31 protein-coding genes are annotated in these 25,513 nt (G+C 60.0%); 14 read left to right on the top strand and 17 right to left on the bottom strand.

Features of this window, described 5'->3' with window-relative positions:
• The first annotated feature begins 116 nt into the window (after nt 1-116).
• Genes ASE94_RS00540 through ASE94_RS00530 form a run of 3 tightly spaced genes read left to right on the top strand, consistent with a single transcriptional unit; the run spans nt 117 to nt 2,056 of the window.
• Entirely contained in the window at nt 117-866 is a 750-nt protein-coding gene (locus ASE94_RS00540; RefSeq protein WP_062628764.1) for a SprT family zinc-dependent metalloprotease, read from the top strand.
• A 51-nt stretch (nt 867-917) separates the two neighbouring features.
• Nucleotides 918-1,262: a hypothetical protein gene (locus tag ASE94_RS00535; protein WP_062628763.1), complete on the top strand. Its 345-nt coding sequence runs from the start codon at nt 918-920 to the stop codon at nt 1,260-1,262.
• Between the two features lie 56 nt (nt 1,263-1,318).
• Nucleotides 1,319-2,056: a L,D-transpeptidase gene (locus ASE94_RS00530; protein ID WP_062628762.1), complete on the top strand. Its 738-nt coding sequence runs from the start codon at nt 1,319-1,321 to the stop codon at nt 2,054-2,056.
• 305 nt (nt 2,057-2,361) lie between these two features.
• Here ASE94_RS00530 and ASE94_RS00525 read toward each other — a convergent pair whose 3' ends face one another.
• The gene (locus ASE94_RS00525) at nt 2,362-2,904 is read right to left on the bottom strand and encodes a hypothetical protein (protein WP_062628761.1); all 543 of its coding nucleotides are present in this window, start codon (nt 2,902-2,904) and stop codon (nt 2,362-2,364) included.
• A gap of 380 nt (nt 2,905-3,284) precedes the next feature.
• Here ASE94_RS00525 and ASE94_RS00520 point away from each other — a divergent pair, with 380 nt between their 5' ends.
• The 3 genes from ASE94_RS00520 to ASE94_RS00510 are packed head-to-tail and all read left to right on the top strand — an operon-like array spanning nt 3,285 to nt 6,281.
• Nucleotides 3,285-3,857: an ABC-three component system protein gene (locus ASE94_RS00520; RefSeq protein WP_062628760.1), complete on the top strand. Its 573-nt coding sequence runs from the start codon at nt 3,285-3,287 to the stop codon at nt 3,855-3,857.
• Nucleotides 3,854-4,378: an ABC-three component system middle component 5 gene (locus ASE94_RS00515; RefSeq protein WP_062628759.1), complete on the top strand. Its 525-nt coding sequence runs from the start codon at nt 3,854-3,856 to the stop codon at nt 4,376-4,378. The genes ASE94_RS00520 and ASE94_RS00515 overlap by 4 nt, the downstream gene beginning before the upstream one ends.
• Complete coding sequence (locus ASE94_RS00510; protein ID WP_156351723.1) at nt 4,365-6,281, top strand: ATP-binding protein; 1,917 nt, start codon at nt 4,365-4,367, stop codon at nt 6,279-6,281. Before ASE94_RS00515 ends, ASE94_RS00510 begins: the two co-directional genes overlap by 14 nt.
• A 72-nt stretch (nt 6,282-6,353) precedes the next feature.
• On the opposite strand, the gene lepA is transcribed toward ASE94_RS00510, so the two are convergent.
• Nucleotides 6,354-8,159 carry a translation elongation factor 4 gene (gene lepA, locus ASE94_RS00505; protein ID WP_061908921.1) on the bottom strand — a complete coding sequence of 602 codons (1,806 nt, stop codon included), beginning with the start codon at nt 8,157-8,159 and terminating at the stop codon, nt 6,354-6,356.
• Between the two features lie 114 nt (nt 8,160-8,273).
• Between lepA and ASE94_RS00500 the strand changes: the two genes are divergently transcribed.
• Nucleotides 8,274-9,188: an extensin family protein gene (locus tag ASE94_RS00500; RefSeq protein WP_062628757.1), complete on the top strand. Its 915-nt coding sequence runs from the start codon at nt 8,274-8,276 to the stop codon at nt 9,186-9,188.
• A 31-nt stretch (nt 9,189-9,219) separates the two neighbouring features.
• On the opposite strand, the gene ASE94_RS00495 is transcribed toward ASE94_RS00500, so the two are convergent.
• From ASE94_RS00495 to ASE94_RS20780, 3 genes are all read right to left on the bottom strand, one after another.
• Nucleotides 9,220-9,705 (bottom strand): YidB family protein, encoded by a 486-nt coding sequence (locus tag ASE94_RS00495; RefSeq protein ID WP_062628756.1) that lies wholly within the window; start codon nt 9,703-9,705, stop codon nt 9,220-9,222.
• 94 nt (nt 9,706-9,799) lie between these two features.
• On the bottom strand, nt 9,800-10,300 hold the full coding sequence (locus ASE94_RS00490; RefSeq protein WP_062628755.1) for a hypothetical protein: 501 nt from the start codon (nt 10,298-10,300) through the stop codon (nt 9,800-9,802).
• 55 nt (nt 10,301-10,355) lie between these two features.
• The gene (locus tag ASE94_RS20780) at nt 10,356-10,502 is read right to left on the bottom strand and encodes a hypothetical protein (protein WP_156351721.1); all 147 of its coding nucleotides are present in this window, start codon (nt 10,500-10,502) and stop codon (nt 10,356-10,358) included.
• A gap of 110 nt (nt 10,503-10,612) precedes the next feature.
• On the opposite strand from ASE94_RS20780, the gene ASE94_RS00485 reads away from it, so the two are divergent.
• Both ASE94_RS00485 and ASE94_RS00480 read left to right on the top strand, forming a co-directional pair.
• Nucleotides 10,613-11,542: a LysR substrate-binding domain-containing protein gene (locus tag ASE94_RS00485; protein WP_062628754.1), complete on the top strand. Its 930-nt coding sequence runs from the start codon at nt 10,613-10,615 to the stop codon at nt 11,540-11,542.
• 17 nt (nt 11,543-11,559) lie between these two features.
• A complete protein-coding gene (locus ASE94_RS00480) occupies nt 11,560-12,813 on the top strand; it encodes an FAD-dependent oxidoreductase (RefSeq protein WP_062628753.1) in 1,254 nt (417 codons plus the stop codon).
• Between the two features lie 184 nt (nt 12,814-12,997).
• On the opposite strand, the gene ASE94_RS00475 is transcribed toward ASE94_RS00480, so the two are convergent.
• Entirely contained in the window at nt 12,998-13,225 is a 228-nt protein-coding gene (locus ASE94_RS00475) for a hypothetical protein (RefSeq protein ID WP_156351719.1), read from the bottom strand.
• 146 nt (nt 13,226-13,371) lie between these two features.
• Here ASE94_RS00475 and mbfA point away from each other — a divergent pair, with 146 nt between their 5' ends.
• Nucleotides 13,372-14,352, top strand: a complete 981-nt coding sequence (mbfA, locus tag ASE94_RS00470) for an iron exporter MbfA (RefSeq protein WP_062628751.1) — start codon at nt 13,372-13,374, stop codon at nt 14,350-14,352.
• Here the strand turns inward: mbfA and ASE94_RS00465 are convergent.
• Nucleotides 14,349-14,843 carry a DUF2306 domain-containing protein gene (locus ASE94_RS00465; RefSeq protein WP_062628750.1) on the bottom strand — a complete coding sequence of 165 codons (495 nt, stop codon included), beginning with the start codon at nt 14,841-14,843 and terminating at the stop codon, nt 14,349-14,351. The two genes, mbfA and ASE94_RS00465, sit on opposite strands and share 4 nt — an antisense overlap.
• An 89-nt stretch (nt 14,844-14,932) precedes the next feature.
• Between ASE94_RS00465 and ASE94_RS00460 the strand changes: the two genes are divergently transcribed.
• Nucleotides 14,933-15,715 carry a LytTR family DNA-binding domain-containing protein gene (locus ASE94_RS00460; protein ID WP_156351717.1) on the top strand — a complete coding sequence of 261 codons (783 nt, stop codon included), beginning with the start codon at nt 14,933-14,935 and terminating at the stop codon, nt 15,713-15,715.
• Here ASE94_RS00460 and ASE94_RS00455 read toward each other — a convergent pair.
• From ASE94_RS00455 to ASE94_RS00430, 6 genes are all read right to left on the bottom strand, one after another.
• On the bottom strand, nt 15,712-17,325 hold the full coding sequence (locus ASE94_RS00455; protein WP_062628748.1) for a GMC family oxidoreductase N-terminal domain-containing protein: 1,614 nt from the start codon (nt 17,323-17,325) through the stop codon (nt 15,712-15,714). The two genes, ASE94_RS00460 and ASE94_RS00455, sit on opposite strands and share 4 nt — an antisense overlap.
• Nucleotides 17,326-17,347: 22 nt before the next feature.
• Nucleotides 17,348-18,277 (bottom strand): LysR family transcriptional regulator, encoded by a 930-nt coding sequence (locus ASE94_RS00450; protein ID WP_062628747.1) that lies wholly within the window; start codon nt 18,275-18,277, stop codon nt 17,348-17,350.
• Nucleotides 18,278-18,362: 85 nt separating this feature from the next.
• Nucleotides 18,363-18,596: a BrnA antitoxin family protein gene (locus ASE94_RS00445; RefSeq protein ID WP_244483862.1), complete on the bottom strand. Its 234-nt coding sequence runs from the start codon at nt 18,594-18,596 to the stop codon at nt 18,363-18,365.
• On the bottom strand, nt 18,580-18,882 hold the full coding sequence (locus ASE94_RS00440) for a BrnT family toxin (protein WP_062628745.1): 303 nt from the start codon (nt 18,880-18,882) through the stop codon (nt 18,580-18,582). The genes ASE94_RS00445 and ASE94_RS00440 overlap by 17 nt, the downstream gene beginning before the upstream one ends.
• Nucleotides 18,883-18,913: 31 nt before the next feature.
• Nucleotides 18,914-19,924, bottom strand: a complete 1,011-nt coding sequence (locus tag ASE94_RS00435; RefSeq protein ID WP_082460762.1) for a rhodanese-related sulfurtransferase — start codon at nt 19,922-19,924, stop codon at nt 18,914-18,916.
• Nucleotides 19,925-19,984: 60 nt separating this feature from the next.
• Entirely contained in the window at nt 19,985-20,875 is an 891-nt protein-coding gene (locus tag ASE94_RS00430; RefSeq protein ID WP_062628744.1) for an NAD(P)/FAD-dependent oxidoreductase, read from the bottom strand.
• A gap of 123 nt (nt 20,876-20,998) precedes the next feature.
• Here ASE94_RS00430 and ASE94_RS00425 point away from each other — a divergent pair, with 123 nt between their 5' ends.
• Nucleotides 20,999-21,595 carry a hypothetical protein gene (locus ASE94_RS00425; protein ID WP_062628743.1) on the top strand — a complete coding sequence of 199 codons (597 nt, stop codon included), beginning with the start codon at nt 20,999-21,001 and terminating at the stop codon, nt 21,593-21,595.
• Here the strand turns inward: ASE94_RS00425 and ASE94_RS00420 are convergent.
• Nucleotides 21,592-21,975 carry a VOC family protein gene (locus ASE94_RS00420; RefSeq protein ID WP_062628742.1) on the bottom strand — a complete coding sequence of 128 codons (384 nt, stop codon included), beginning with the start codon at nt 21,973-21,975 and terminating at the stop codon, nt 21,592-21,594. The genes ASE94_RS00425 and ASE94_RS00420 overlap by 4 nt on opposite strands.
• 89 nt (nt 21,976-22,064) lie before the next feature.
• Here ASE94_RS00420 and ASE94_RS00415 point away from each other — a divergent pair, with 89 nt between their 5' ends.
• Complete coding sequence (locus ASE94_RS00415) at nt 22,065-22,643, top strand: TetR/AcrR family transcriptional regulator (RefSeq protein ID WP_062628741.1); 579 nt, start codon at nt 22,065-22,067, stop codon at nt 22,641-22,643.
• On the opposite strand, the gene ASE94_RS00410 is transcribed toward ASE94_RS00415, so the two are convergent.
• Nucleotides 22,632-22,949: a tail fiber domain-containing protein gene (locus ASE94_RS00410; RefSeq protein WP_280137159.1), complete on the bottom strand. Its 318-nt coding sequence runs from the start codon at nt 22,947-22,949 to the stop codon at nt 22,632-22,634. The two genes, ASE94_RS00415 and ASE94_RS00410, sit on opposite strands and share 12 nt — an antisense overlap.
• 15 nt (nt 22,950-22,964) lie before the next feature.
• Nucleotides 22,965-23,666 carry a DUF2793 domain-containing protein gene (locus tag ASE94_RS00405; protein WP_062628739.1) on the bottom strand — a complete coding sequence of 234 codons (702 nt, stop codon included), beginning with the start codon at nt 23,664-23,666 and terminating at the stop codon, nt 22,965-22,967.
• A 141-nt stretch (nt 23,667-23,807) separates the two neighbouring features.
• Between ASE94_RS00405 and ASE94_RS00400 the strand changes: the two genes are divergently transcribed.
• On the top strand, nt 23,808-24,686 hold the full coding sequence (locus ASE94_RS00400; protein WP_062628738.1) for a glycosyltransferase family 8 protein: 879 nt from the start codon (nt 23,808-23,810) through the stop codon (nt 24,684-24,686).
• Here the strand turns inward: ASE94_RS00400 and ASE94_RS00395 are convergent.
• Complete coding sequence (locus tag ASE94_RS00395) at nt 24,676-25,488, bottom strand: hypothetical protein (protein WP_062628737.1); 813 nt, start codon at nt 25,486-25,488, stop codon at nt 24,676-24,678. The genes ASE94_RS00400 and ASE94_RS00395 overlap by 11 nt on opposite strands.
• Between the last annotated feature and the right edge of the window lie 25 nt (nt 25,489-25,513).

Below are 25,513 nucleotides of genomic sequence, written 5' to 3'. Positions count from 1 at the left end.
TGAACTGGCGCCCCCCAAGGGCGCCATTTTTGTTCGGATGAAAGGGGACGGGGATAAGTTTGATCAACTTTGCCAACAAACCGCACTAAACTGACCTGAATTGATTCTGCGGCCCCATGTTTTCATTCCTGCGCCAAGCTACTAAACCGCCCAAAAGCGTCACCGTCGATCTCGACGGACGCCCGGTCGAGGTTGCGGTCAAACTCAGCAAGCGGGCCGCGAGTTTTCGCCTGTCGCTGCCGGCGACGGGGCCACTTCTTACTATTCCCGAACGCGCGCGCTGGGCCGATGCCGAAGCGTTTCTTCTCAAGCACCGCAATTGGCTTGCCGCACGGCTTCCCCGCGCGGCCAAGCGGCAGACACTGGAAGCTGGCGCCGAAGTGCCCGTGCGTGGGGTACCCCATCTCGTCGTCGGCACGGGCCAATCGCGCGGCCGGGTTGAGCGGGTGGAGTTGCTCGATCTGCCGGAATTGCGGGTGCCAGGTCTTGTCGAGCACCAGCCGCGGCGGCTGTTTGATTGGTTGAAGGGCGAGGCTCTCGCCGATTTGACCGAGCGCAGCGCCTTTCATGCCGCTCGTCTCGAGGTCACGGTCAAGGACATTAAATTGCGCAGCCAATCGAGCCGCTGGGGATCCTGCTCCTCGACCGGCTCCATCAATTACAATTGGCGCCTGATCCTCGCGCCGCCCTTTGTCCTCGATTATGTCGCGGCTCACGAAGTCGCCCATCTCGTCGAGATGAACCATTCCGATGCCTTCTGGGCGACGGTGAAGCGCACTTTGCCCGATATGGAGCGGGGGCGAGCGTGGCTAAAAGCACACGGTCGCGAATTGATGGCGTGGCAACCGCCGGGATCGGCAAGCTAGATCCACCTCTGCCCCCTTCTTGCCGCATTTGAGCCCCAGCACCGGCTGGACATGCAGCGTCTTGCCCTTCTCATCGCGATTCTACTCGCCTTTTCCGCCACGGCGGGAATGACGACGGGTCATGCGCATCGCTATGTGGCGACCCCGATCGTGGTGCTCAACCATGTCGATGCGGCAAACCAGCCGATCCGGGTGACGGTGCAGGTGCAGCGCGGCGAGATCGATCTTGGCCAGGGCATCATCATGCCGTGTGGCTCGCATCTTGCCATTGCGCCAACCGCGCCAGTGTTGCCCGCCGTCTCGGAAAAAGAGGAAACCGCGGTTTTCCTCGCCAAGGTACTGGCAACTTGGGAAGGCAGCATTTTCCTCCGCCCGCCGATAAAGATCCTCGCCTGAAACACGACGCTCCTTCTGCTCTGTTTTAGCGCCTCCGCGTGAGGCCGAGGATTATTATGACTGAACTTTCTTTGAGCGCGACGCCGTCGCGCCGCACCATGCTGGCCGGGTTCGCCAGCCTTGCCGCACTGGCGCTGGCCGGCTGTTCGACGACCGGTTCGACCCGCCCGACCGTGGCGACTGCCGAGCCGCCGATGCGGGTGGTGCCGCCCGAGGTGCTGGCCATGTACGGCCCGCTGCCGGATGAAGATTTTCCCATTCCCGCGGCGCCGATCCATCTGCTCGATCCGATCTATTGGCGGCAGGAGGTGGAGAACACGACCGGGGAGGCCGAGGGCACCGTGGTGGTCGATACGGCCAACCGGTTCCTTTATTGGACCGAACCGAATGGTCGGGCCATGCGCTATGGCGTCGGCATCGGGCGGGCGGGGTTCGAGTGGAACGGGCGCGCGCATATTGCTTATAAGCGCAAGTGGCCGACCTGGACGCCGCCGAGCGAGATGATCGAGCGCCAGCCGGAAATCGAAAAGTATCGCCATGGCCAGCCGCCGGGGCTCGATAATGCGCTGGGGCCGCGCGCGCTCTATATTCATCAGGGCAATACCGACACGCTTTATCGCGTGCATGGCAATATGGATGTGCATTCGATCGGCAAGGCGGTGTCGTCTGGCTGTGTGCGGCTGCTCTACCAAGACATCATCGATCTTTACGAACGCGTCCGCCCAGGCGCGCCGATCGTCGTGCTCGCCGATCCTGCAGCTGGGCTCGCGTTGCCGACGACGGCAGCCGTTTGACGTGCAAAAGCGCCCGCGGGGCCGGTTTCGGCCACGCGGGTGTTTTTTGGGAAGTCAGGCAGTCCCGCGGTGGCATTTGCCCCCTCAGGGTAGTCAATACGGGGCAAAAGCCACCGCGGGAAACCGGCGTTTTAGGACAGCATCCACAGCGCCTCTTTGATCGCTCGTCGCGAGGCGGCCGATGCCCGAACCCGCAATCCATGCGAAGGGACCGCGACCGGCTCACCCCGCTCAGTTCGCATGCAGTCTGCCCGCGCGAGGTGATGGCTCAACTATAGCTGCGCCTGCCAAAGCGGGGATAAGTTTTATGCGTCAGGGTTGGCCGGGGGCAGCGGCGGTCCGATGCGCGCGGCTAGCCCCGCCTTAAACCCCATCTCGAAAATGTGGCGATTGCGCTGTTCGAGGCGCTTGGCCAGAAGCTCGCGCATATTCTTGCCGTCATGGGTCTGGAGTTCATATTGTTTGACCTCCTGGCGCAACCGCCCGACGGGCACGCCCACACCCTCCCCCGTGATGCGCCACACCCGGCAAAACCGCTTGCCGTCCCAATGGGCATGGCGATTTTCAAAATCCTCCAACCGCGCCATGAACTGCCCGAGCTGCACGGCAAGCCCGGCAAAATGCAGCGCCGCAGCCGGCAGCGGCTTGATGGGTTTTGAGAGAAACGGCCGCATATCGTGGATCAGCCCTTCGGCGACGATCCGCTCGCTTTCGCCCACCAGCGCGTCGGGCTTTTTGGCAGCAATGGCGCAGATGTCTTTATGGAGCGAATGAAAGCGTAGCCAGAGCGCCTCGTGGCGCATGGCGAGGGCGCGGCTGATTGTCTGGTTGAACGACGCGAGGGGCATCGAAGTCTCCTGTCTTTCGGCGATGTGCCGGACAAGAGAGGGTAAGGCGGGATGCAGGGGCGGGGATTAGTTGTTTCGATTCGACGAAGGCGGGTTTCTGAGATGTTTAATCTTTTATATAAACGTCTTGAGACGCATCATGGTCCACGCTGTTCGCTTTACTATCGACGTGAAATTTGTGATACGTCCGCTATGGGGGAAACTATGGCAGAACTTTGGGCGGAATATTCAGAGATCATTACGGGGATACTTGGGTTTATATTCGGGTGTGGCGTCACTATAACCGTGACCAAACTTCGCCAAGGCACGAATGCCAATTATGCCAATCAGTCTAGATCAACTGTTGGCCGTGATCAGGTTGGCCGCGACGCGCGTCGCTAATGTTAGGCACCGACCAATCAAAATCGTCTGTTGGTCGCGATCAAATCGGACGCGACCAAAACAATATTACGACGAATAATATTGTCTACGAGAGAAAATCAACACAATTATCGCGTCTACTCGGCAAGCTTTCTCAGCAAATTGCGGAGAACGATAGAACTGGCGAGTTTGTAGAAAATTTGAAATTCTACATTGACGCTAGAGATATTTACGACATCGTTGGCTTGAAAAATAAACTTGAAAAAGTAGGACGATCTTCCGAGTTTAACAGCGCCATTGAGAAAAAAGAAGAATTTGTAAAACTTCTATTGAAATTTGAGAATTTCTCAAGTGCACAAGAAATATTTGCCTACGTTCTGTCTATAATACATGATGTATTTGAATCAAAGATAATACCACAATGCGATTGTTTGCAATACTCAGAGATTGAGGATATTGTGAACCAAGATATAATTGGCGTGATTATCAATGAAATCGACGAGGGCTCCGATCATTTCACAATAAACAGGACCCATATAAGGGGAATGGTTTATTGGCTCGCTGACAAATGTTTTGTTAGGTGGCACAAATGATGTCAGTGACGTATGTGGCTGCGTACGACCCATATCATGCAGTGTTTCGAATTCTTGTGATGCTGTCACTAGAACAGGAAACAATTTTAGACATTGAAGCGGCTCGAATAGTTGATTTTTATATTTGTTACCCTTGGTTGGTGGGCAACTTCAAGGCAGCTAGAGAAATCTCGGGACAGCTTAAGGCTGCAAATGCTGCAAAGCGGAAAAACACTCCTTCGGCCTATCAGGTCGCCCCGGAACCTAGCCTTATATTTAGGAGAATGCGCCCCTCACAACTCGCAGCAATGAGTTCACTTGCCTCTAAGGGGCTGGTCGATAGAGACCGTTTAGCCCTTGGCGCACTCCAACGGACTCAGAAACGCTTGCCCGAAAAACTCTCCGCAGCTGTCGACCGAGAGCTTGCAGATAGGCCCGAGTTATACACCTTCATCACCAGCATTTTGAAGTTACCCCTGAAGGGCATCGGAGGGCTCAAATCGCGGTCTGGCCTAGAGGAGTTTCGATATGACACTGTATAAACCGAACCTCCAAGTAACACGGATGGTAGTTCATTCGCGCGGCCAGAGGGTGTTCGACGAGCACTTCCATAGCGGGCTTAACATAATCCGCGGGGAAAACAGCTCAGGGAAGTCTACTGTAATGGACTTCCTTTTCTACGGTCTGGGCGGCGACCTCTCGAGCTGGCGGGAGGCCGCGCTGAAATGCGAAACTGTTACCCTCGGTGTACTGCTCAACGACAGACCAGCGACGCTCTCTCGGGATATCTCTGAACAGGGCAGCCGACCAATGCGCATCTTCATGGGCGATGTTGAAGACGCGCTACTTAGCTCAACGGATGGTTGGGAGACATATCCCTACGGCCGAGGCAGCAAGGAAAGCTTCTCGCAGGTATTGTTTCGATTGATTGGACTTCCAGAGGTTCAATACGGCGAGACCGATACAAAAATAACGATGAACCAAATCTTGCGGCTATTGTATGCGGATCAATTGAGCCCTGTAGAGAAAATTTTTCGTTTTCAGAGATTCGACGACGCTATAACTCGTCAGACTGTTGGTGACTTGCTGTGTGGGGCGTTCAGTTCGAAATTCTACCAAGCCAGACTACGCTCTGCTGCAGCCAATAGCGAATTCAAGGAAGTTGCCGCAAGTATTAAGTCGCTTATTAGGTCAAATTCTTATGATGGCCACCCTTTGACGCTTGAATGGTTGGCGAGCGAGGAAGCGTTATATACGAACGAGCTTAAAGAAACGAATGCCCAAATAGACGCATTGGAAGCTGATATTTTTCACGCCCAGTTCGAGGATAGGCTGACCCTCAATGATCAAGAGGAGACCTATGAACGAGTTGTTGAGCTTCAGAAAAAATTGGCGGGGGTGCAAGAACGCATAGACCGCGTATCGCTTAATCGCGCCGATTCGGCCATGTTTCTAGCTGCTTTGGAAGATAAATTATCTCAACTCGAACAATCTGATACCGTTATTGAACAGATGAAGGAGATCGAGTTTGAGGTTTGTCCTTCCTGTTTAGCTCCGATCGAAAAGCATGAGCACAGCGGCGCATGTACGCTTTGTAAGACACCCTTCCGTTACGAGGATTTGCGTTCTAGATCTCTGAAGTTAATAAATGAATATTCTCGTCAGAGAGAAGAATCCCAGCAACTACAGACGCAAAGAACTGAAGAATTGGAAGCGCTCCGTTTGGAGATGGCTGCCTTAAAGTCCGCATGGGAACAAGCTGAACGTCACTACAGGGTGGCCGTCAAATCGCCGACCACCGAACTTCGCGCCAAGCTTCGGTCGCTTAGCCGAAGGGCTGGATATCTGGTACGCCAGCTTGAAGATCTCGCTTTAAAGCATGGGGTAGTAGAACAACTAACTCTGCTGACGAAGAGACGAGATGATCTGCAATCTGAACTTGATCAGCTCGGCGGTATAATTCAAGCGGAACAAGCGAGAAGCGCTGCCCAGGTCGCAGCGGCTAGATTGCGTATCGAACGGTTAGTGATTGAATTTTTGAAACGTGACCTGTCAAGACAGAGCACGTTCCTCAATGCAACTGACGTTTCGTTCGAATTTGATGGAGATCGCATCGCGGTAAACGGCGATAGCTTCTTTTCCGCAAGTTCCATGGTTTATCTCAAGAATAGTTTTCTAGCCTCGTTCCTCTTTGCTGCAGCTATTGACTCTAATTTCAATCACCCGCGCCTGCTCATTATGGATACTATTGAGGACAAAGGCATGGAACCAGACCGTAGCCGAAATTTCCAGCTGCTGCTTGCGGAGTATTCGAGACGTGTTGGCACTGAGCACCAAATCATCATCGCAACATCAATGATCGCGAAAGAACTCAACAATAGGGACTTCACCGTCGGTGATTTCTTCACGCACGAGAACAGGACGCTGAAGACTGTAATGGCCTAATGGGTCGAAGCAAGCAGGGCGACGCTTGAGCGCCGCCCTGCTTGCTTCGTCAGTGTGAAAGCTAAATGTAGCCTATTCGTCACCCATTTTCAGCGCCTTGATGAACGCTTCCTGCGGAATGTTGACGTTCCCATATTGCCGCATCTTGGCCTTGCCTTTTTTCTGCTTGTCCAAGAGTTTGCGCTTACGCGTCGCGTCGCCGCCGTAGCATTTTGCCGTGACGTCCTTGCGCATGGCGCGGACGGTTTCGCGGGCGATGATCTTGCCGCCGATGGCGGCCTGGATCGGGATGACGAAGAGATGGGGCGGGATCAGCTCCTTGAGCTTTTCGCACATTAGGCGGCCGCGGGATTCGGCGACCGACCTATGCACCAGCATCGAGAGGGCATCGACCGGCTCGGCATTGACGAGGATCGAGAGTTTCACCAGATCGCCCTCGCGATGGGTATCGAGGTGATAATCGAAGCTCGCATAGCCCTTTGAGATCGATTTGAGTCGATCGTAGAAATCGAAGACCACTTCATTGAGCGGCAGGTCGTATTCGACCATGGCGCGATTGCCGACATAGCTAAGATTGTTCTGAATGCCGCGGCGGTCCTGGCAGAGTTTCAGGATCGCGCCGAGATATTCGTCGGGCGTCAAAATCGTCGCCTTGATCCAGGGCTCGCGGATTTCCTCGATCTTCATCACATCCGGCAAATCGGCCGGATTGTGCAGCATGATCTCTTCGCCATTGGTCATCTGGACCTCGTAGACCACCGAGGGAGCGGTGGCGATGAGATCGAGATCGAACTCGCGGGAGAGACGCTCCTGGATGATTTCGAGGTGCAATAGCCCCAAAAAGCCGCAACGGAAGCCGAAGCCGAGCGCGGCTGAAGTTTCCATTTCGAAGGAGAAGCTGGCGTCATTCAGACGCAGCTTGCCCATGGCGGCACGCAGTTCGTCGAAGTCCGACGCATCGACGGGGAAGAGGCCGCAGAAGACGACCGGCTGGGCCGGACGGAAGTCGGGCAGTGCCTCGGCGGTGGGCTTCCTATCATCGGTGATGGTATCGCCGACATTGGTATCGGCGACTTCCTTGATCGAGGCGGTGAACACGCCCAATTCGCCGGGGGTCAGCTCCTTGACCTCGACGAGCTTTGGCGTCTGCACGGCGACGCGATCGAGCTCATAGACGGCGCCCGAGGCCATCATGCGGATGCGCTGGCCCTTCTTCATCACGCCATCCATGATGCGGACGAGCACGACGACGCCGAGATAGGTATCGTACCAAGAATCGACCAGCAGCGCCTTCAATGGCGCATCGATATCGCCCTTGGGGGCGGGCAGGCGCGTGACGATGGCTTCGAGCACGGTGTCGATGCCGACGCCGGTCTTGGCGGAGATTTCGAGCGCATCGGACGCGTCGATGCCGATGACATCCTCGATCTGCGTCTTGACGCGCGGGATATCGGCGGCGGGGAGATCGACCTTGTTGAGGACCGGGACGATCTCGTGATTGGCGTCGAGAGCGTGATAGACATTGGCGAGGGTCTGCGCCTCGACGCCCTGGGAGGCGTCGACCACAAGCAGCGAACCTTCGACGGCGGCCATCGAGCGCGAGACTTCATAGGCGAAGTCGACGTGGCCGGGCGTGTCGATAAGGTTGAGGACGTAGTTCTCGCCGTCCTGCGCCTTATAATTGAGGCGCACGGTCTGCGCCTTGATGGTGATGCCGCGCTCGCGCTCGATATCCATCGAGTCGAGGACCTGTTCCTTCATCTCGCGCAGATCGAGCCCGCCCGTCATCTGGATGAGGCGGTCGGCGAGCGTGGATTTGCCATGGTCGATATGGGCGACGATGGAAAAATTGCGGATATTCTTGATCGGCGTGGTCATGGCCGCGCTGATAGCAGAAGGCGGAGGGCGGAGAAAGATGGTTTCCGTTCGGTAAACGGCAGTTTCCCGCAAGGCGAACGGCAACGTTGGCCGGGGCGGCGCGTTTGTCTGCCCATGCGTCACACCCTTTCCATTCTCGCCCTCCTCGCCGCCCTGACCGGCCCCACGCTCGCGCAGGATTGGCTCGCGCCGCTGCAGAATTTCGCGAGGGAGATTTCGCCGCAGCGGACTACGCCGAAACCGGCGCCGAAGGCGGAGGCGCCGGCAGCGGTACCGGTGGATGAGGACGAGGCGGGGACACCAGCGGATGAAGCGCCGCCGCCGATTCCGCGGCCGCGGCCGGAGGGGTTGGGGGAAGAGGCAGAGCCGGTGCCTGTGCCGGATGTGGCGCCGGAAGCGGTTGAACCACCGGCGCCGGTAGAGACTAGGGATGAGGAACCTGCCGCGCCGCCAAAGCCGGCGGATGACCGTGTCTATCAGACGGCCTGTCCGGCGCTGCTTTCGGGGCGCGTGGTTGGAAAAATGCTGCCGCCGATTGCGGAGGGGATGTGCGGGGAGCGCTCGCCGCTGTTGCTCGAAGGGATCAATGCCAATGGGCGGACCATTCCGCTGTCGAGCCCGGTGACGACCAATTGCGAAATGGCGGGGGGGCTGGCGGAATGGACCGCCGATGTCGACGCCTATGCCAAGGCCGCGATGGAGAGCCCGATCGCGGAATTGACCACCGGCACATCCTATATGTGCCGCGCGCGCGTTGGCGGCGACGAGGGTTTTACCTCGGAACACGGCTTTGCCAATGCCATCGACCTCGTGGGTTTTACGCTTGAAAATGGCGAAAGTGTTTCGGTGAAGAACGATTGGCTGCCAGCGACTGCGCCCGAGGGCAAATTGTTGCGGCAATCACACGGCGCGGCCTGCGGGATATTTACGACGGTGCTTGGGCCTGAGGCGAATGCCGACCACGAGGATCACCTGCATCTCGATCTCGGATGCCACGGGCAGACGTGCACGGCGCAGATCTGCGAGTGAGGCCCGCCTCTGACGAGACGGGCGCTCACGGTTAGCCGAGGAGGCTGCGGCGGGCTTCTTCGTCGGTCGTGGGGAAACGTCCGTCCGGGGTCAGACGATCGACGGCATCGGGAATGTTAGACGACAGGCGTTTGAGCAGTTCTTCATAGGAAAGACCGGTCGACTGGCTGAGTTCGGTCAGCGTCTCGCGGCCGATGGCGGCTTCCACTTCGGGCGGGGTCAGGCCTTTGGTGGGCACGCCGACAGTCGTCCAGGAGTCAGCCGTGTCCTTTTGGCCATTGCCGCGGAAACTGTCGAGCAGATCGTTCAAGCCGCCAGTCAGGACATTGCCGCTGCCTGGTTTGCCGCTGATGAGATCGCCAAGGCCACCGAGGACGCCACCAAGACCGCCCTGGCTGCCACCACCGCCTGTATTGTTGGACGCGCCCTTGAGGGCCTCCTGGATCTTGTCGCGATGCTGAAATCCAGCGACCGCCAGTAAACCGAGCAATGCGACGAGAGAGGATGATTTGGCCATTGCAGTTGTCCTTGCTGGTGAATGTGAGACGTCGAACGATAGCGCGGAACCGATAGTTCCGAGTGCCATCGTCCGGCGATCACCGTTTGCAAGATTACTGTGCAGGCGTGGCGGGGGTTGCCGGAGCCGCTGGGTCGGCGGGCGTGGCGCTTGGGGCCGGCGCCGCCGGGTCCATGGGCGAAGCGGGCTGGGCTGGGGTGGCGCCGGCGCCGGAATAGATGGCGATCACTTCGGCGGTCTGCTGGCGGTCCTTGCTGCCCTCGGCGCAATCGACGCCCGCTTTTTCGACATCGCCCTTGATGGCGGCATAGGCAGCGGCAGAGGTGGCATCGTCCATCCGCATTTCGGATTCAAGCTGGCGGCGATGGGCATTCATGGCCGTGGTCGCGGGCTCGCCGGCTTCAACCGAGCAGAGTTCGATCGTGGCCTGCGTCGCATAAAGACCGGTGAGCAGCGTGCCCTGCTGGGGCATGGAATCGACGATGGCGCGCGGATCGACGGTGATCTTGGGCGAAGTGGCTGGCGCCGCCTCCTGCGCATAGGCAGCAGGAACGAGGACGGCGAGCAGGGACAGGGCGAGGGAAAGGCGGGGCAAAATGGCACTCCGAGCTCGTGAGGAATTTTCCCGCATTTTGAGCCCGATTATGGCTTCAGCACGGCGTGCACTCGGCCTTCGGGTGATGCGGGGGCAGGTCTGCCCAATCCCTGGGGGTCAGATCGGGTTCCAAATGTGCAGCGGCAACGGGGGCATTGAGCCAGGCAAAGGCAAGGTGCAAAAGTTCGATCAGGCGGATCATGGCCTGTCTCCTCGAAATAGATTTTGGGGCTGGTTGAAGTGTCCCCACACTGCGCCCCGCAGCGCGTCGCAGCAATGGACAAGGCTTTTGCGCGGGTATAGAAAATCTATATGAGCAATCCCTTTCCCATCCCGCTCAATGCCCTGCGCGCCATCGAGATCGTGGCGCGGGCCGGCGCACTCGCTCCGGCAGCAGAAGAATTGGGGGTGACGGTCGGGGCGGTTAGCCAGCATTTGCGGCGAGCCGAGGAGCGGCTGGGGATGGAGCTTTTCGCCCGCACGCCGCAGGGTTTGAAGCCAGTGCCGGAGCTGATTGAAATCTTGCCGCAGCTGTCGGCCGGCTTTGCCTCGTTGCGCGATGGCCTTGCGACGCTAACCGGGGCGCATGAAGGCGTGCTCAACGTTACCGTCGGATCGGTCTTTGCCTCGCGCTGGCTGATCTGGCGGATCAACAAATTCTCTCTACGTCATCCGGGGCTCGAAGTGCGGCTGACCGTTACCGGCGCTATGCTCGACCTGACGCGGCCGGATCTTGATTGCGGCATTCGCTTTGGCGACGGGACATGGCCTGGCGTCACGACGACGTTGATCGGCGGGCGCGCCTATCAACCGGTCTGCGCGCCTGAGCTTTTGCGCACCCATCCCGATCTTTCGGACCTGACAAAAACCCCCGTGATCGCTGATCGCACCAGCATGCTCGACTGGCCTTTGTGGCTCGAACATGCCGGCCGCGATCCCACTATCAAGCTTTCGGGGCCAGTCTATTCCGACGCGTCGCTTGCCTTTGATGCCGCCATTTCGGGCCAGGGGCTTTTGCTGGCCGCGGACATGATGAGCGCCGATCCGGTCTGCGACGGACGGCTGGTGCGCCCCTTTGCGGCACCGGTCGATGGTGTGCATGGCTACTATCTTGCCACGGCAAAAGGCCGACGGGAATCGAAAAAACTGAAACTGTTTCGCGATTGGCTGGACGAGGAAGTGCCGGCCAGTGTCGGCGGCTATCTGGCCCAGCAGCAAGGCCATGTTCGAGTGGCCCACTGAGGGCAAAGGAGACCGCAATGCAAGACGTGTTGATCCTCGGAGCCGGTATTGTCGGCATCGCGACCGGCATTCATCTGCTCAAGCGCGGTCGCAGCGTGACCCTTGTCGACAAGAACCAGCCGGGGCGCGAGACGTCTTATGGCAATGCCGGGATCATTCAGCGCGAGGGGGTGCGTCCGCATCCGTTTCCGCGCGATTTGACGACGTTGATGCAGGTGGGCCTGCACCTCTCCACCGCCGCGCGCTACGAACCGCTGGCCCTACCGCGCATCGCGCCGCCACTCCTCAAATATTGGTGGGCCTCTTCGCCTGAGCATTACCGGCATGTGGTCGAGAGTTATGCGCCGCTGATCGGCCGCTCGATCGAAACGCATGAGGCGCTGATCAAGGAAGTTGGGCCGGAAGCGGAGAAGCTCATCTCCAAAGATGGTTGGTATCTGGTGTTCCGCACCGCCGAAAAGCTGCAGCGCGAGGCGGCCAAGGCCGAGGGCGACCGGGAAAAATTCAATATCCATCATGAGGTGGTCGATTGGGCGGGGCTGAAGGCGCTGGAGCCGGACCTGATCGGCGGACTGGTGGGCGGCATTCACTGGACCGATCCCTGGACGGTGCGCGATCCCGGCGCGCTGGTCGCCAGCTATTTTGCGCTATTTCAAAAGCTGGGCGGCACGTTTGTTTCGGGGGAGGCCGATGGGCTAACCCAATCGGGCAATACTTGGCAGACCCGGATCGGCGGGACGCTGCATTCGGCCAAGCAAGCCGTGGTGGCGCTGGGGCCCTGGGCGCCGGAAGTGCTCGATCGCCTGGGCTATCGCCTGCCGCTCTTCGTCAAGCGCGGCTACCACATGCACTATAAGCCGCAGCCCGGCGCGAAGCTCGACCATCTGCTGCTCGATGCGGAGGTGGGCTACGTGCTGGCGCCGATGGCGCAGGGCATTCGCCTGACGACGGGGGCGGAATTTGCGCTGCGCGATGCCTTGCCGACGCCGGTGCAGATCGGCAAGGCAGAAGCAGCGGCGAAGGAGGTTTTCCCGCTCGGCGATCGGGTCGATCCGCAGCCCTGGAAGGGTGCGCGGCCCTGTACGCCCGATATGATGCCGATCATTTCAAAAGCGCCGAAGCATGAGGGGTTGTTTGTCGGGGTCGGCCATGCGCATCACGGCTTTACGCTCGGGCCGGCGACGGGCGAGCTGTTGGCGCAGATGATGACGGGGGAAGCGACGGCGATCGATGTGAACCCGTTCCGGATGGGGCGGTTTTTGCACGGGTAGGGGCAGGGCCCCCTCACCCGGCGCTTTGCGCCGACCTCGTTCTTAAGGTGTAGACGTGCTGGAGGAGCGCATACATGCTGGCTCCCGCACCCCCTCCCGGCCTCCCCCGTCAAGGGGGAGGTGCAGGTCAGTGGTTGTTTCGTCTCTGTGCACGAAGTGAAATTCTGCTGAGAGGCAAGCGGCTTCACCGCACCAAAAGCGCGATCGCCATGGCGGCGAGCGCGGCAAAAATTAGAAATGTCCAAATTCCTGGGAAGCCGGAGCGCTTTCCCGGTAGCCGGGCCACGCCGCGCGATCCCTTGAACGCTTGCCGCGGATCGCCCCACTTCACCTTGCGGAACGCATAGACGTTGGAGCGCGTGCGTTGCGTTTCGAGATTGGCGTGTTCGCGAATGTCCTGATCGTCGGTCATGGCAATCACATGGGCATGGACGAGCGGGGCCGCAACGGCCTGCGGCGGCGCGTCGCAAAGAGGGTTAATCCCGCGCGTTTGCCGCTTGCCCAAACTTTAGAACCGTTCTAATCATTGTTTGGAACAATTCTAATGTTGAGACGATCATGTTCACCCTCTGGCCGGACAATCGGCGTGCGTTTACGAGCCTCTCCGAGCGCGAAATCCTGTCGCTGGCCATTGCGGCCGAGGAAGAAGATGGACGTATCTATTCCGAACTGGCGGCGCGGCTCGGCGAGACCTATCCGGGCTCGGCATCCCTTTTGGAAGCCATGTCGGCCGAAGAGGACGACCATCGGCGGCGGTTGCTCGATATCTATGTCGATCGGTTCGGCAAGCGGCTCGTGCCGATCCGGCGCGAGCATGTGCGCGGATTCCTCAACCGCAAGCCGGTCTGGTTGCTCAAGACCCTGACGCTCGAACAAGCGCGCCAGCAGGTTTGGGAAATGGAAGAGAGCGCCTATCATTTCTATCTCGAAGCGGCGAAGCAGACCAATGATGTGGGCATCCGCAAACTTCTGGGCGATCTGGCGCGGGCCGAGCGCGGCCATGCGGCGACAGCGACCAAGCTCGATGAAAAACTGCTTGGCGAGGACGGTCGCGATACCGAGAAGGACGAGGCGCATCGCCAGTTTCTGCTGACCTATGTGCAGCCGGGGCTGGCGGGGCTGATGGATGGATCGGTGTCGACGCTGGCGCCGGTTTTTGCGGCGGCCTTTGCGACGGGCGACACGCACCAGACCTTTCTCGTTGGCCTCGCTGCCGCGATCGGCGCTGGCATTTCCATGGGCTTTACCGAGGCCGCATCGGACGATGGCAAGCTGACCGGGCGCGGTTCGCCCATCAAGCGCGGCTTTGCGGCCGGGATCATGACAGCGGTCGGCGGGCTCGGGCACGCCCTGCCCTATCTGATCCACGATTTCTGGACGGCAACTGGTATTGCCGCGGCTGTCGTGGTGCTCGAACTCTGGGCCATTGCCTATATTCAGAAGCGCTATATGCAGACCCCGTTCTGGCGCGCGGTGTTACAGGTCGTCATCGGCGGCGCGCTGGTGTTTGGGGCGGGTGTGTTCATCGGCATGGCTTAGGCCGCGACCGGACGGCGCCAGCGCAGCCAGAGGAAAGCCGCGACAGCCAGAATGGAGCCAATCGCGAGCAGCGATGGCGTCCAGCCGGCATCGGGCCCGAAGAGGACCGCGTTCATGCGCCGGCCGGGCAAAAGCGTGAAGGCGCCGGCGAGAAGCAAAGCGCCGACATAGAGCCCCTGCATATTGCCGCGATGCCGCGCGACATCGTGGTGGACGATGATGGCGCGGAGGCCGTCGAAGAGCGCGACATAGGTGAAGATCGTAAAGAGATGGATCGGGCTGAATGGCCCGATCAGCCGGATTTCGTGGATGAAGAGTGCGCTGGTGGCGGCGATGAACATCAAGACCACCCAGACCCTTCCGAGCAGCTTGTGAAGCGCCGTGCCCTTCTTGCGCCAGAGCACGAAGCCGCCGATCGGCACCGCAAGGCTCGCGGTGAAGGCATGGATCTGGATACCGAAATCGGCGGAGAGCAGCGGGGCAAGGGTCATGGCAAATGTCCGTCTGGGGTATGAAGCCAAGCCTTGTGCCGCTAGATTGACGCGCGCAAACGCCAATCCTTGAGCCGCATGTCCGCTTCGTGAACGACACCGCATTGCAATCCACGCTTCGCCAAATGCAGGCCCTGATGCGCGACGGGCGGAGCTGGATGCTGCTCGCGCTCATGGGTCTTATTGCCGGGCTGGTCGGTCCGTTCGGGACCTATGAAGCCGTGCCGCTTGTGCCAAGGGTGCTCTATTGGATCGCCGTGATCATCGGCACGGGGGCCATGGGCACTTTGGTGGCGGGGCTGGCCGAGCGCAGGCTCAAGACGTGGTTTCCCCTCTCCGTCGCTGCGCTGATCGGCGGCGCACTGGCCGGGCCGCCGATCACGGCAGTGGTGGCGCTGGTCAATCTTCTGGCATTCGGGCCGGACACGCCGATCGGGCTTCTGACATTGCTGGTCTATTGCACCGCCATCGCTGCGGCGGTGACATTGCTCAGCGCCTTGCTCGACATGCGGCCGAAGGCGTCGGAGGCGGAGGTTGCGGCGGCGATTGTGCCGAATGAGCCTGCTCTGGTCGAGCGTTTGCCGCGGCCGCAGCGCGGAAGGCTGCTGCATATTGCCGTGTCCGACCATTATGTCGATGTGAGTACGGAGAAGGGCACGACGCTGGTGCTGATGCGGTTGTCCGACGCCATCCGCGAGACTGCGCCCGAGCCGGGACTGCAGGTGCATCGCTCGCATTGGGTCGCGCTTGCCGCCGTGCGCAGGGGATTTCGGCAGGGCGGCAAGCCGGTGCTTGAGCTCGAGAACGGCACGGTCGTGCCGGTGAGCCGGACGTTTGTGGATGCGGTGAAGGCGGCGGGGTTGCTGGGTTAGCGCCCCGCAACCAGGCTCGCCGCCTTGGATCCGATGGCCATGGCGGGGGCATTGGTATTGCCCGAGACGATCTGGGGCATGATCGAGCAATCGATCACCCGCAGGCCTTCGACCCCGCGCACGCGCAGCTCGCTATCGACTACCGCTGTCGGATCATCCGCCCGCCCCATGCGCAGCGTGCCGACGGGGTGGTAGTTGGTCTTGACCGTCTGCCCGCAATATTTTTCGAGCGCTTCGGGATCGTCCATCACCGCCTGACCCGGCAGAAGTTCGGTGTCGATCTTTTCCGCGAGGGGAGACGACTTCAGCAGTTTTCGTGCTTCGTGCAGCGCCGCGATGGTGAGGCGAAGATCGTCGGGATGACCGAAGAAATTGCAATCGACCACTGGCTGATCGGCTGGGTTGGCCGAGCGCAGCGTGACGCTGCCGCGGGCCTTAGGGCGGAGGAGGCAGGAGGTGAAGGTGACGCCATAGGTGGGCTTGGCGGCCGAAACGTCGCGATCAAGATAAACGATCGGGGCGCAATAAAGCTGGATGGTCGGGCGTGGGCCGCCATCGGGATCGAAGAACATGCAGGCTTCGATGCCTGTCGTCGTCACGGGACCGGAATTGGTGAGGAGATATTGGAGACCGTTGCGGATCATGTTCCAGCCGCGGTCCTGACCGAAGTAGCCCGACTTGCCTTTGGTGGTGGCGATAACGGGGACTTCGTGGTGGTCCTGAAGGTTCTGGCCGACGCCGGGGATATCGGCCACGACGGCAATGCCATGCTGGCGGAGATGATCGGCCGGGCCGATGCCCGATAGCATCATCAGCTTGGCGCTGTTATAGGTGCCGGCGCCGACAAGCACTTCGCGCTCGGCGCGGACGGTATGGCTCTCGCCGTTCCTGGTGTAGATGACGCCGGTCGCCTGGCCATTTTCGACGAGGATCTTGTCGACGCGCGCTTCGGAAATGATCGTCAGCCGCTCGTCGCCTTTGAGTGGATCGAGGAAGGCTTTGACGGCGTCCGAACGCTCCTTGTAGCGACCCCATTGTGCATAGGTGTGCTGCATGATGCCGACGCCGAACTGGGTCGCGCCATTGAAATCGGGGTTCGGCTTATGGCCCAGCGCCTCGGCGGCGGCGATGAAATCATGCGTCGTCTGCGTCGTGTAACCGGGATCTGAGACCCGCAGCGGGCCACCCGCGCCGTGGAAGCGATCGTGAAGCCGGGCATTGTCTTCGATGCCGGTAAAGTGGGGCAATATGCCGTCATAGGACCACGATGGATCATTGCCGAGGCTTTGGGCCCAGCCGTCATAGTCCTCTTTCTGGCCGCGCATATAGACCATGGCATTGACCGAGGAGCCGCCGCCTAAGACCTTGGCGACCGGCACGATCGGCGCGCGGCCGCCAAGCTGGGGCTGCGGCACGGTCTTGTGCATTTCAAGGAAGGTGTCTTGCCCGAGATATTTCATATAGCCGGCGGGCATAGCCATGATGCGATTGGTCCGCGCGAGCCCGCGCTCGAGCATCAGCACGCGAAAACCGAATTCCTTGACCAGCCGCCGGGCGGCGACCGACGCAGCCGAGCCGCCGCCGGCAATGACGAAGTCGTATGTTGGCATGATATCTCCTCTTGCGTGGAGACTAAGCCGCAGGCAGCAAGTCTTCTAGTCGGCTATCGAGGATTGTGCCCACCCGCGCGCATTCGCCCGCGATTTCACGGATAAAGTCGACCAGCATCGGCCTATCGAGCGCGGCGAGCGAGCGGACGACCATGGCGGTGTCGCGATGGAGCGGCTCCGCATCGACGGGCTGGATTTCGACCAGCCGCACGGCTGCGAGATCGTCGGCAATGGCGGATTGGACGAAAAAGCCGGTGCCTTCGCCCTTGATCGCCAGCCGCCGCGCGGGTCCGGTCGGCAATTCGACGCTCGTCTGCGCCATGCGGGTAAAGGCGGAGGCGCCTTCGGGCTCGACCTGCCACCAGCGCAGCGAAATGACCCGCGGCACGTGATCGAGAATGTTGGCCAACGTCGGCCTCGCCGGGAGTTTGGCAGCAATTTCCGGCGTGACGACCAGGGGCACCCGCTCGCGCATGGTCAGCAGCGGGACGAGATCGACGGCCAGTGGCTCAAGATTGGGCCAACAGAGGATGCCGAGCTCTGACTGACGCTCATGCAGCATTTCAGCGATCTGCGCCTGCCGTCCCTCATTCACAACCACGTCGACCGATGGGTACTTTTCCTGAAAGCGTAGCAGGCTTTCGGTAATCAGCGGGGACACTAGGCTTCGGAGCGAAGCGATGGTGATGCGCCCACGCTCGACGCGCCGCAGCGCTTCTCGCGCCTCCTGCGCTGTGCCGATCATGCGGCGCGCAAAGGGCAGAAAGGTCATACCCTGATCGGTGAGCGTAACGGTGCGGCCGCGCACGAAAAGCGAGACGCCTAGAAGCTGCTCCAGCGCGCGCATGCGCATCGAGGCTGTCGCCTGGGTGATATTGAGATAGGCCGCCGCCTTGGTAAAACTCTGCTCGCGAACGATGCGGTCAAAAGTGCGAAGCTGATCGAGGTCCATTGGATTGGCTTATGCGAATAGGTCGATAAGCCGGAATATCCGCCGTCGCATTGAAAGAGTCTATGCGTTGAATGGCACAGGTGTTTCAGCCCGCTTTCTTCATTGCCCGCACATAGGCTTCCAGAACCGCGTTCATGCGCGTCTGGTAGCCCTTGCCGTCGGCCTTGAATGCTTCGAGGACCGAGGTTTTGACGCGCAGAGTGACGGGTGTCGTCCCGGATGGTTCAACCAGTTTGGCATTCTTCCAGAATTCATCGTCGAGTTCCGGGATATCGCTGAAGTCGATATCCTTGTCGGCAATGTTAGCTAGCTCTTCCATCGTCAAGGGCCGAGAGTAAGGCGGTTTCATAGGTCTTTCTTTCCCTGGCGGATGCGGGGCGCGCGGAAATCAAGCGCGTTGTGCCACCGCGGTCCGTATGGATGACGACAACGATCAGGACATCATGCATCTTGCCCATACTGATCTTGCGCTCTTCGCCGTAATCGAAACGGGTATCGATGACGGTAAAAGTCCATCCGGAAAAGATGGTGGCAGCATCGGCAAAATCGATGCCGTGCTTGATCAGGTTGGTCCGATATTTTGTCTCGTCCCACTCGAAGTCCATCGTGCGATGTTAGTACATTTGTATGTACAACTCAATCCTCGCTATTTCGCACCCGCGACTCCTCGGCGCGCGCGATTTTCTCCGCCTTGGCCCGTGCCGCGATTTCCTTGACGGCGTCGCCAAGGTGGGCTGTGCCGCGTTGTTTGGCGAGGTCCATCTGGTGCTGGCGTTCGGCGGCGGCCTGGTGCTTGGCGGTGTCGCCGGCGCAATAGGGGCAGGAGAGGCCCTCGGCGAAATCCTTGTGGGCGCGGTCGGCTGCCGTCAGCGGATGGCGGCAGGCGCGGCATAAGGTGGCGTCGCCGAGTTCGAGCCCGTGGCCAACAGAGACGCGATCGTCAAAGACGAAGCACTCGCCGGCAAAGCGGCTTTCTTCCTTCGGCGTCACTTCGAGATATTTGAGGATGCCACCCTTGAGGTGAAACACCTCCTCAAAACCCTGGCTCAGAAGATAAGAGGACGCCTTTTCGCAGCGGATGCCGCCGGTGCAGAACATGGCGACTTTCTTGTCGCGCGCGGGATCGAGGTTCTTGGCGACATAATCCTTGAACTCGACAAAGCTCGCCGTCTTGGGATCGAGAGCGCGCTGGAATGTGCCAAGGCCGACTTCGTAGTCGTTGCGGGTATCGACCAAGACGACATCGTTGCGATCGATGAGGTCGTTCCAATCTTCCGGCTCGACATAAGTGCCGACCTGTTTGGAGGGGTCGGCCTCGGGCGCGCGGAGGGTCACGATCTCGAGCTTGAGGCGGACCTTCATGCGCAGAAATGGCGCTTCGTCGGCGAATGAGTACTTTACTTCTGCGCCCTGCAGCCTCGTGTCGAACGGACCGGAGACGAACAAGAAATCAGCCAGCGCATCGATAGCGTCGGGCGTGCCGGCGACGGTACCGTTGATGCCCTCGGGCGCCAGAATAAGGGTACCCTTGATGTCGCGGCCGCAACAGAAGGCGGCGAGCGGCGCCTTGAGGGCTTCGGCATCGGGGAGGGAGGCGAACTTATAGATCGCCATAACTTTGAAGGGATGGGCGTGAGGCGCGGTCATGCCGGCCTCATAGCACTGCCGGGCGCAATCGTCACGGCCCGGCAGCATCTGGCAAGGCTGCTAGTCGAGCAGCGAATGGTGGCAGTTGACGCCGGCGAGATTGCCCGCGGCCATGGCGAGGGGCACGGATTGGCGAGGGCTCGCGACATCCCCCGCGGCGTAGATGCCTGGCACGCTCGTTTGATACATCTCATCGACATGAATGATCTGACCAAGCGGCATCTCGTCCATGACGAGCCCAAGCTGGGCATGAAGGTTAGTCGACGGTTTTTGGCGCGGGCCGACGAACAAAGCGTCGAGACCGATCTCGGCGCCGCTTGCGACTTGCACTGCCGACAGGACGCCACCGGCTTCGATGATGCCAGTTACCTTGGGTTCGACCAGTTTGATATTTTTGTGCGCGAGCTTGGCTCGAAATTCCGGCTCGACTTCGTGGCCATCGGCAAAGACCGTCAGGTCTTCGGTCCAATCTTGCAGCATGGCGGTGACATGGGCCGAGAGCGGGCCGAAATAAAGCACGCCCAGGCGTCGATCCGCCACTTCGAAGCCATGGCAATAGGGGCAATGGAGCACCGTCTTGCCCCAGGCGCGAGCAAAACCAGGAATATCGGGCATGATATCGGTAATCCCGTGGCTCAGGATGATGCGGCGCGTTTCAATGCGGTCACCACTGAAAAGCGTGACGACGAAACGATCTTTTTCGCCTTCGATCAGGCTTGCGCCGTCGTTCCGGAAGGTGACGCTGCGATAGGGGAGAAACTGGGCGCGGGCCGCGGCGAGAATATCCTGTGGCGCCTTGCCATCATGGCCCAGGATCCCATGGGCGTGGTCGGCAAAGCGGTTGCGGGGCGTGGCGGTATCGAGCACGGTGACTTTCCGACGCGCTCTCCCGAGCTGCAGGGCTGCCGAGAGCCCGGCAAAGCTGCCGCCGATGATGACTACGTCCTGCATGACACTGCCTTTCCGTCGAATTAGGGAGGTCAGATAAATGTTATACCATAACGCTTGTCAAGCGTGGGTTGCCTCCGGGCGTCTTTTCCCTAGACTGCGGACAACCCTGCCCTGGAGGACAAGATGCGCTTCGCCCTGACCTGTTTCGTCACTGCAATGGCCAGCCTCACCCCTGCTTTGGCTTTTGATACGAGCGTCAGTGAGGTTCTTGACCGCATGAAGATCGGCAAAGCTCTGCCGATCTCAGAAGTGGCGACACTGATGAAAGAGTCGGAGCGGTGGTGCTACAATCAGGAGGGCGAAGGCTGCGCCTGGTCCGATATTTATCTCGATGTGACCGATACCAGCGCGACCTTCGAAATCGGCAATGCCTGGGACGACGAGGTCAATGTCCTCTTTACCGACCAAGGCACGTTTGAGGACAATCGCTTTATCTGCGAATCGACGATCGATTGGCTGCCGACCCTACGCGCTACGCGTCGCGATGATGGGATGCCGATCGGCGGCCGGGAGCTTTGGGCCATTCGCAGCCAGATGAGCGGCAATACCGGACCGACGGATTGTTTCGACTATGTCCTGAAGAGTTCGGACGAAGCGGCCGAAACCATCACGCTCTTGCAGCGCAAGTGGACCGATGGCGCCACCAATGAAGCTCAGGACGCCACTGTCACCATTCATTTCGATCCGGCCAGTGCTGCTGCGCTGACCTGGTATTTTTAAGCGCCCTGCGCAGCGAGCCATTCTGGATCGGGTGCGATCGGGGTAATCACGTCGAGCAGGATGCCGTTTGGATCGGCGGCTATGAAGTGGCGCTGACCGAAGACTTCGTCTCGCAATGGCTGCACGATTGGCACGCTGGCGGTTTCAAACTGTGCCGCAAGTTTGGCGGCGTCCTCGACCTCGAAGCTGAGGATGAGCCCGGAAGTCGGCCTGCGGCCCGCTTCGGGGATGCTGTCATGATGGTAGTCGATGATCGCCAGTTCGTGCGCCGAATTTGGCGCGCGCAACTGGACATACCAGTCGCTTTTGAAGACCGTGGTGAACCCAAACGTGTCGCGGTAAAATTCTGCGGTACTGTGGACGTCGCTGACCTGAAGCAGCGGATAAAGCGCTTAGAACATCGGTTTCGCCTTGCATTGATGACATATTTTCATACACTGAGTATGTCACTAACAAACATGATGTATGTATGCAAGAGCGAAGAACGCAGGAGGCGCGGCGGCAGGCAACGCGGAAGGCGCTTTTGGACGCCGCGCGACGTCATTTCGCTGAGCGTGGTTATGCCGGAACCACTACGCCCGACGTGGTTGCCGAAGCCAGGGTGACGCGAGGGGCGCTTTATCATCACTTCGACGATAAGAAGGCGTTGTTTGTCGCAGCGGTTGAAGCAGAACATGCGAGCCTTGCGGAGGCGATAAACGCGGCCGCGGATGGCGATGAGCCGGGTCCGGTCAAAGCCCTGATCGAGGGGGGCGACGCATATCTCACAGCAATGGCGGATGAGGGACGTCGCCGCATTCTGCTGATCGACGCACCAGCCGTCTTGGAGCGGGATGTGCTTAACGCCATCAATGCGCGCTATGGTCTCAAGACTTTAGTTGATGGCGTCGGCGCCGCTATCAAAGCCGGCGCTATTCGCGATTTGCCGGTCGAGCCTCTGGCGCAGCTCCTCGATGCACTTTTTGACCGGGCAGCTCTGGCGCCGCCCGAGCAACTTCCAAACTATCGCAAGGCCATCAAGGCGCTGATTAGGGGGCTAAAGACCTGATTCCAGTTTTTTGACCCGCGCTTCCAAAGCCTGCACGGCGGCGATCAGCGGGGAGATGAAGCTCGAATAGCGGAGGGCCTGTTGGCTGTTGGCGTCTTCGGGATCGACGAGGACATGGCCGCCAAATTGCTGCACCCCAAGCGCTTGCGCCGTCGCCAGCACCTGCTGCGCGAGTAGCCCATATTGGATCACCTCATCTTTGCCTTCGCGCCAGCGATAGCGCACCGGTTCCAGGGCAAGGATGAAATCGAGCCCGAGATCGCTGGGCATAATGTCGGTCTTGAGCCGGGCGTCCGAAGTCTGGATCGTGCCGGTTGCCGATCAGATGGCGCTCCAGCGTGCGCCGCTGGCGCCAAGGGTCTGCGCATTGTCGGTAGCCGGTTTTACCGCACCCGTAAATGTCGCGCTGCCGTCGGCCGCTAAAGTCAGCGCGTTGGTCCAAGTGCTGCCATCGGCGCTGACTTTGATGCGCCAGGCATTGTCGCCCATAAGGCCCATTTCGGCGCGGCCCGACCAGTTGCTTTGGAAAAGCACGCTCGCGGTCTGGCCCGTCGAGGCTTTGTTGATCTTGAGCTGATGCCCGGCGCCTTCATGGGTGAACAGGCTGGCCGGGGCGGAAATGCTCAAGCGATTGGTGGGGTCGGCGCTGCTGTTGATGCCGAGTTGCAGGAGACCGGAACCGGTCGAGGCAAGGGCAATCCAGGCCGTGCCTGAAAACACGAGGAGGCTGTTACTGGCCTTGTCGAAGACCTGCCAGCCGGTCGACGGATCATAAAAGGTCCAGGCACCGGCCTGGAAGGCTGCGATCTCGCTCGTGTGACCAGCCCAAGCGCCTGTCGCACCGGTCGGCACGATGAAGGCCTCGCCATCGAGCGGCGTAGTCGGCGGGCTGCCGAGCGTTGCTGACTCGACGCTTGCCTGCACGAGCAGGTCGAGCCGCAGCAGCGCTTCGTTGTGTGTGATGTGTTTCATGGCCTGCCCGCCGATGATTTGCGGCAGGCCGAGGCGCGGGGTGTCGTCCATGATGATGCTCCGAAATTGGCTGGAGCCATCATGGAGGGGACGCAGAGCGCGGGGATAAGCGGCATAGATCGGGGCACCAACACTCTTCCCTTTGCCCGCCGAGGCTTTATGAGAGGGAAAAATACGAGAGCCTGAGCCCGCATGAGCGCACCCATCCATATCGTCCTTGCCTTTGACGACAATTTTTGGGCCCCGGCCTATACGGTCATGCGCTCGATCTGCATTTCGACGCATCGGCGGAAGGATCTGGTCTTTCACCTGCTTCATCTGCCGCTCAGCGACGGGCACCGGCACGATCTCGAAGGCATTACCCGCGAGTATGGCGCGACGCTCAGCTGGCATCCGCTCGACAAATCCGAGCTGTTCGATTTCTTCGTCGCCGAGCTACCGGCCAGCAAGCGCTGGCCAAAGGTCGTCTATGCAAGGCTTTTGCTTGCGGACTTGCTGCCTGCGGACCTTGATCGCGTCATTTATCTCGACTGCGACATGATGGTCCGCGCGCCCATCGAGCAGCTCTACGAGATGGACCTTGGCGCCCAGCCGCTCGGCGCAGTGCAGGATTCGCTGCACCCCTTCATCGCGGGCCGCCGCGACATGCGCCAGAACGCCGGCATTTTCGACACCGCCGATCCCTACTTCAATTCCGGCATGCTGCTGATCGACCTTGCGCAATGGCGCGAGATCAATCTCAAGGCCGAAGTTGCCGTGCTCGCTGCCAAGGGCTGGATGAGCCGGCTTTATTACGACCAGGACGTGCTCAATCTGGTCTTTCGCAATCGCTGGCAAAAGCTGCCCTGGCGCTGGAACACCATCGACGCGCATATGGCCCATGAGGGGCTCGATCCGGCGATCCTCCATTACACGCGCACCGCAAAGCCCTGGGGGCTGCTCTCGGGCATTCTCCATAGCTCGGCCTATGCGCGCTGGTATCGGCACGTCATGACCAATGAACTGTTTTACAGTTTTCTGCGCCACCGATGGAAACGCTGGTGGCTCAAGAAACTGGGGCTCAGGAAATAGGCTTTGCCGGGTCGATCCCCTCGGCGGCGCAGAGGGCAGCGAGCGCGCTGCCTGCTTCGGGCAAGGGCAGGTCAGCGCGGCCACGGGCGGTGAGTTGGCTGCGCCAGAGGTGGATGGCGAGCGTGTCAGGCTTGATGGCCGTTTCGACTGAAGAGCCGGTCTGCATCAGGGCAGGGATACCCTCATAGGGCACGGGGTAAAAACTCGCCGAGGGCAGGACGCGCGCGGTCAAACCGTGTTTGGCGACGAAGTGGGTCAGGGCCATGGGGCCGGTCGCGCCATATTGCATGTGTTCCGGTGTTACCCGGTCGCCAACCAGCCGGCGAATGGCGACTTCGACGCGCCGGAGCGGGGGCAGATGCGGCTCGAAAAGCGGGCGCTTTTCGGTTTCGAAGATGGTGAGAAGATCGGCCAAAAGCGGCGCGTCGGGGGGCATGTAGAGCACCGCGCCATTGACCGAGCCGGGCCGTTCCCAAGCCATCAGGTAATCCGGCGGTCCTTCGATCGGCTTGACGCAATAGATGTCGAGATCGGCATAGACGCCTAACCCCGCGCGCAGGGCGGCATAGCGGAAATGGTCGGAAAAGACACCAGGCGTGCCGCGTCCTTTGTAGAAGACCAGCTTTTCCTCTGGCAGAACGTCGCGGGCGTCGCGCCATTCGGCGGCGGCGGGCAGGCCGGGAATGGGCGCGTAGGAATAAACGAGGACGCGATGGCCGTTGCGGGTGAAGGAAGCGATGGAGAGCGCTTCGAGCCAGCTCATTGGGCCGTGCCAGAAACTGACAATGGTGGGCAGGGTCATGGAAGCGGTCCTAAATGGACAAAAA

Origin of the sequence: Devosia sp. Leaf64 (assembly GCF_001421945.1) — a bacterium.
Taxonomy (GTDB): Bacteria; Pseudomonadota; Alphaproteobacteria; order Rhizobiales; family Devosiaceae; genus Devosia.
The sequence above is the reverse complement of the archived record's forward strand: the minus strand, read 5'-3'. Positions and strand labels throughout refer to the sequence as shown.

What these genes read in the sequence shown, in the direction of transcription:
- ASE94_RS00480 (WP_062628753.1), top strand. Translation starts at nt 11,560, where the DNA reads ATGCAAGACGTGTTGATCCTCGGAGCCGGTATTGTCGGCATCGCGACC.
- ASE94_RS00440 (WP_062628745.1), bottom strand. Translation starts at nt 18,882, where the DNA reads ATGGACTTCGAGTGGGACGAGACAAAATATCGGACCAACCTGATCAAG.
- ASE94_RS00405 (WP_062628739.1), bottom strand. Translation starts at nt 23,666, where the DNA reads ATGGACGACACCCCGCGCCTCGGCCTGCCGCAAATCATCGGCGGGCAG.
- ASE94_RS00495 (WP_062628756.1), bottom strand. Translation starts at nt 9,705, where the DNA reads ATGGCCAAATCATCCTCTCTCGTCGCATTGCTCGGTTTACTGGCGGTC.
- ASE94_RS00475 (WP_156351719.1), bottom strand. Translation starts at nt 13,225, where the DNA reads ATGACCGACGATCAGGACATTCGCGAACACGCCAATCTCGAAACGCAA.
- ASE94_RS00455 (WP_062628748.1), bottom strand. Translation starts at nt 17,325, where the DNA reads ATGCCAACATACGACTTCGTCATTGCCGGCGGCGGCTCGGCTGCGTCG.
- ASE94_RS00530 (WP_062628762.1), top strand. Translation starts at nt 1,319, where the DNA reads ATGACTGAACTTTCTTTGAGCGCGACGCCGTCGCGCCGCACCATGCTG.
- ASE94_RS00430 (WP_062628744.1), bottom strand. Translation starts at nt 20,875, where the DNA reads ATGCAGGACGTAGTCATCATCGGCGGCAGCTTTGCCGGGCTCTCGGCA.
- ASE94_RS20780 (WP_156351721.1), bottom strand. Translation starts at nt 10,502, where the DNA reads ATGATCCGCCTGATCGAACTTTTGCACCTTGCCTTTGCCTGGCTCAAT.
- ASE94_RS00515 (WP_062628759.1), top strand. Translation starts at nt 3,854, where the DNA reads ATGATGTCAGTGACGTATGTGGCTGCGTACGACCCATATCATGCAGTG.
- ASE94_RS00500 (WP_062628757.1), top strand. Translation starts at nt 8,274, where the DNA reads ATGCGTCACACCCTTTCCATTCTCGCCCTCCTCGCCGCCCTGACCGGC.
- ASE94_RS00415 (WP_062628741.1), top strand. Translation starts at nt 22,065, where the DNA reads ATGCAAGAGCGAAGAACGCAGGAGGCGCGGCGGCAGGCAACGCGGAAG.
- lepA (WP_061908921.1), bottom strand. Translation starts at nt 8,159, where the DNA reads ATGACCACGCCGATCAAGAATATCCGCAATTTTTCCATCGTCGCCCAT.
- ASE94_RS00395 (WP_062628737.1), bottom strand. Translation starts at nt 25,488, where the DNA reads ATGACCCTGCCCACCATTGTCAGTTTCTGGCACGGCCCAATGAGCTGG.
- mbfA (WP_062628751.1), top strand. Translation starts at nt 13,372, where the DNA reads ATGTTCACCCTCTGGCCGGACAATCGGCGTGCGTTTACGAGCCTCTCC.
- ASE94_RS00510 (WP_156351723.1), top strand. Translation starts at nt 4,365, where the DNA reads ATGACACTGTATAAACCGAACCTCCAAGTAACACGGATGGTAGTTCAT.
- ASE94_RS00525 (WP_062628761.1), bottom strand. Translation starts at nt 2,904, where the DNA reads ATGCCCCTCGCGTCGTTCAACCAGACAATCAGCCGCGCCCTCGCCATG.
- ASE94_RS00540 (WP_062628764.1), top strand. Translation starts at nt 117, where the DNA reads ATGTTTTCATTCCTGCGCCAAGCTACTAAACCGCCCAAAAGCGTCACC.
- ASE94_RS00450 (WP_062628747.1), bottom strand. Translation starts at nt 18,277, where the DNA reads ATGGACCTCGATCAGCTTCGCACTTTTGACCGCATCGTTCGCGAGCAG.
- ASE94_RS00435 (WP_082460762.1), bottom strand. Translation starts at nt 19,924, where the DNA reads ATGACCGCGCCTCACGCCCATCCCTTCAAAGTTATGGCGATCTATAAG.
- ASE94_RS00535 (WP_062628763.1), top strand. Translation starts at nt 918, where the DNA reads ATGCAGCGTCTTGCCCTTCTCATCGCGATTCTACTCGCCTTTTCCGCC.
- ASE94_RS00465 (WP_062628750.1), bottom strand. Translation starts at nt 14,843, where the DNA reads ATGACCCTTGCCCCGCTGCTCTCCGCCGATTTCGGTATCCAGATCCAT.
- ASE94_RS00445 (WP_244483862.1), bottom strand. Translation starts at nt 18,596, where the DNA reads ATGGAAGAGCTAGCTAACATTGCCGACAAGGATATCGACTTCAGCGAT.
- ASE94_RS00520 (WP_062628760.1), top strand. Translation starts at nt 3,285, where the DNA reads ATGTTAGGCACCGACCAATCAAAATCGTCTGTTGGTCGCGATCAAATC.
- ASE94_RS00485 (WP_062628754.1), top strand. Translation starts at nt 10,613, where the DNA reads ATGAGCAATCCCTTTCCCATCCCGCTCAATGCCCTGCGCGCCATCGAG.
- ASE94_RS00400 (WP_062628738.1), top strand. Translation starts at nt 23,808, where the DNA reads ATGAGCGCACCCATCCATATCGTCCTTGCCTTTGACGACAATTTTTGG.
- ASE94_RS00425 (WP_062628743.1), top strand. Translation starts at nt 20,999, where the DNA reads ATGCGCTTCGCCCTGACCTGTTTCGTCACTGCAATGGCCAGCCTCACC.